Source organism: Mesorhizobium sp. M4B.F.Ca.ET.089.01.1.1, from assembly GCF_004022605.1.
Lineage (GTDB): Bacteria > Pseudomonadota > Alphaproteobacteria > Rhizobiales > Rhizobiaceae > Mesorhizobium > Mesorhizobium abyssinicae.
Map to the genome: position 1 here is coordinate 1 of NZ_RZOS01000514.1, position 3690 is coordinate 3690.

A 3690-nucleotide genomic window follows, 5' to 3' on the forward strand; every position below is an offset into this window, starting at 1 on the left:
GTGCGTCTGGCTCCAAACTACTGGCCCTTCGTCCTGCCGGCGCTCGTCGTCGTCGGCGCGGTGATCGTCTTTCCCTGGGCATTCACGCTGTGGATGAGCGTCAACAGCTGGACGCTCGGCCAGTCGCGCAGCTTTGCCGGGATGGACAACTATCTGCGCCTGGCGGGCGACCCGCGGTTCTGGGAATCGCTCTGGCACACGCTTACCTACACCTTCCTGTCGGTCGTCGCGCCGATGTTCCTCGGCACGGTCGCGGCGCTGATCTTCGATGCGAAGGTTCCGCTGCGCGGCCTGCTGCGCGGCGTCTTCGTGATGCCGATGATGGCGACACCGGTCGCCGTGGCGCTGGTGTGGACGATGATGTTTCATCCGCAGCTCGGCGTGCTCAACTATCTCTTGTCGCTGGTCGGCATCCCGCCGCAGGAATGGATCTTCAACGCCAGGAGCGTCATTCCCTCGCTGGTCGCGGTCGAGACCTGGCAGTGGACGCCGTTGGTGATGCTGATCGTGCTGGGCGGGCTGGCCTCGGTGCCGCGCGAGCCGTTCGAGAGCGCGGAGATCGACGGCGCCAACGCCTGGCAGCAGTTCCGCTACCTGACCTTGCCGATGATCGCGCCGTTCCTGATGATTGCCGTCATCATCCGCACCATCGATGCGCTGAAGAGCTTCGACATCATCTACGCCATGACCCAGGGCGGTCCGGGCACGGCGTCGGAAACCATCAACATCTATCTCTACAACACCGCCTTCTCCTACTACGACATCGGCTACGGCTCGGCCATGGCCGTGGTGTTCTTCGTCGTGATCGTGGCGCTGTCCTTCGTCCTGTTGATGCTGCGCCAGCGCTCGCAATGGATCAACGCGGAGGGCAAATAGATGACGTCGCGGCTCCTCAACCGGATCGGTCTGTTCTTCGCGGCCCTGGTGCTCGTCTCGCCAGCGATCCTGTTCTTCCTCTGGATGATCTCGCTGTCGCTGAAATTCGAGATCGACAACGGCGCCTATCCGCCGATCCTGATCCCCGAGCGCTTCGCCTGGTCGAACTATGTGAAGGTGTTCGAGGAGAACAACTTCCTGCTCTATCTGTGGAATTCGGTGCTGGTCACCGGCACGGCGACGCTGCTGGCGCTCCTGATCGGCGTGCCGGCGGGCTACGGCATCGCCCGGCTCAAGGCCGAGCGCTCGGCCGTCGTCATCATGATCGCCCGCATGACGCCCGGCCTTTCCTATCTGATCCCGCTGTTCCTGCTGTTCCAGTGGATCGGCATCCTCGGCACGCTGTGGCCGCAGATCATCATCCATCTGGTGGTGACCGTGCCGATCGTCGTCTGGGTGATGATCGGTTATTTCGAGACGACGCCGATGGAGCTGGAGGAAGCGGCCAGCATCGACGGCGCCAGCTCCTGGCAGGTGTTCCGGCTGGTGGCGCTGCCAATCGCCAAGCCGGGCATCGTCGTCGCCTTCATCTTGTCGGTCATCTTCTCGTGGAACAATTTCGTCTTTGGCGTGGTGCTCGCCAGCCGCGAGACGCGCACCTTGCCGGTCGCCGTCTACAACATGCTGTCCTACGAGCAGGTGAGCTGGGGGCCGCTTGCCGCGGCAGCACTCGTGGTGACACTGCCGGTGCTGGTGCTGACCCTGTTCGCGCAAAGGCAGATCGTCGCCGGGTTGACCGCCGGCGCCGTCAAGGGCGGCTGAGGCCGGTCCGACATCACACGTTCGTGGAGAGATAAAATGGCATCGGTGACCATCAACAACGTGCAGAAGGCTTTTGGGACCGCCAAGATCATCCACGATGTCAGCGTCGACATCGCCGACGGCGAGTTCGTCATCCTGGTCGGACCGTCGGGCTGCGGGAAGTCGACGCTGCTGCGCATGATCGCGGGGCTGGAAACGATCTCGGCCGGCAAGATCGCCATCGGCGAGCGGGTCGTCAACGAGCTCAGGGCGCGCGACCGCAACATCGCCATGGTGTTCCAGAACTACGCGCTCTATCCGCACATGACGGTGGCCGACAATATGGGCTTCGCGCTCAAGATCAAGAAAGCCGACCCGGCCGACACCGCCAGCCGGGTGAAGCGGGCGGCAAGCATACTTGGCCTGGAAAAGCTGCTCGACCGCTATCCGCGCCAGCTTTCCGGCGGCCAGCGGCAGCGCGTCGCCATGGGCCGCGCGATCGTGCGCGACCCGCAAGTGTTTCTGTTCGACGAGCCGCTCAGCAATCTCGACGCCAAGCTGCGGGTGCAGATGCGGGGCGAGATCAAGGCGCTGCACCAGCGGCTGGGCACCACCACGATCTATGTCACGCACGACCAGATCGAGGCCATGACCATGGCCGACAAGATCGTCGTGCTGCATGACGGGCTGGTCGAGCAGATCGGCGCGCCGCTCGATCTTTACGATCGTCCGGCCAATCTGTTCGTCGCCGGGTTCATCGGCTCGCCATCGATGAACTTCATCCGCGGCCGCATCGAGGAAGGCGTGTTCCGCAGCGCCAGCGGACTGACGCTGCCGCTGCCGCATGACCTCCACCCGGCGCGGGTCCCGGACGGCGAGCTCGTCTACGGCATCCGTCCCGAACACATCCGGGCACGCAGCGAGGGCATTGCCGGCACCGTGACGCTTCTGGAAGCGACGGGCTCGGAGATCTTCGCCACGGTTGATTGCGGCGGCGAGGAAATCTCCTGCCTGTTCCGCGAGCGGCTTAAGCTGAAGCAGGGCGAAACGGTGCGCATCGAGGTCGACCGAGCCAGCGCCCATCTGTTCGCGGCGAACACCGGCCAGCGCATCTGAACGCCTTAAGGCGGGACTTGCCCGAAGCGTCCTGGTGGCTTCGACGGCGCTTGGCCGCTCGAACCGATAGCGCCAGCTTGCCGGCGCGCGCCGGCGGTGCTTAGGTGCGCCGTCAATGGGCGGGGCGTGCCGTGGATCAGCGATCTCAGTCGCCGGGGAAAAAAATCATCCGGACAACCGTAACCGTTCGATGAGGTCGGCGTCCGACTTCCCGGCGCGGCACCGCTTCGTCCTGGCGGCGGCACGGCTGCTGATCACGCTACGTCACCCCCTGCTCGTGGTGCGATTTGCAAGAAAGATGGGCTATTGGCCCAATCCCGCCGCGCCCGAGCGCTACAATGAATGCATGCTCTGGCGAAGGCTGATCGACCACAATCCGTTGTTCGTCACGCTGTCGGACAAGCTCGCCGTGAAGGAGTATATCCGCGCCGTCTGCCCGGAGCTGGAAGTGCCGAAGACGTTGTGGCGCGGCCGCGACCCCGACGACATCCCGTCGGCGCTGCTCGCGGGCGAGGCGGTGGTCAAAGCCAACCATGGCTGCGACATGAACATCTTCGTCTCGGGCGGCCAGCCGGATCGCGCCTCCATCGTGCGTCAGCTGAGACGATGGCTGGGCAAGCGCCAGGGTCGCCGCAACAGCGAGTGGGCCTACTGGCCGATCGTGCCGGAGGTATTCGTCGAGGAGATGCTGCCGCTCGCCGGCGGTGAGATCGCCACCGAGATCAAGGTCCAGGTCTGCAGCGGCGTCGTCTGCCATGTCCGGGCCGAAGACAAGAAGGCGCTCAAGTCGCGGCTGTTCGATCCTGACGGCAACCCCCTGGCGGGGCGCGACATCGACTATCCGCGCGAGGATCAGGCGCTGCCCGTCACCGCCCGCCTTGTCGAGCTGATCAGGCA

4 protein-coding genes are annotated in these 3690 nt (G+C 64.6%); all 4 read left to right on the forward strand.

Features of this window, described 5'->3' with window-relative positions:
- Nucleotides 1–876, forward strand: a complete 876-nt coding sequence (locus tag EN780_RS29665) for a sugar ABC transporter permease (RefSeq protein WP_128276071.1) — start codon at nucleotides 1–3, stop codon at nucleotides 874–876.
- On the forward strand, nucleotides 877–1698 hold the full coding sequence (locus EN780_RS29670) for a carbohydrate ABC transporter permease (protein ID WP_127393414.1): 822 nt from the start codon (nucleotides 877–879) through the stop codon (nucleotides 1696–1698).
- Nucleotides 1699–1734: 36 nt separating this feature from the next.
- Nucleotides 1735–2793, forward strand: coding sequence for a sn-glycerol-3-phosphate ABC transporter ATP-binding protein UgpC (gene ugpC / locus EN780_RS29675; protein ID WP_127393413.1), 1059 nt, complete (start codon nucleotides 1735–1737; stop codon nucleotides 2791–2793).
- 190 nt (nucleotides 2794–2983) lie between these two features.
- Nucleotides 2984–3690: ATP-grasp fold amidoligase family protein (locus tag EN780_RS29680; RefSeq protein WP_281035384.1), on the forward strand; the 707-nt coding region annotated here is incomplete at its 3' end.

Excerpts from the sequence above, each read along its gene's own strand:
- EN780_RS29670 (WP_127393414.1), top strand. The coding sequence starts at position 877 with ATGACGTCGCGGCTCCTCAACCGGATCGGTCTGTTCTTCGCGGCCCTG.
- ugpC (WP_127393413.1), top strand. The coding sequence starts at position 1,735 with ATGGCATCGGTGACCATCAACAACGTGCAGAAGGCTTTTGGGACCGCC.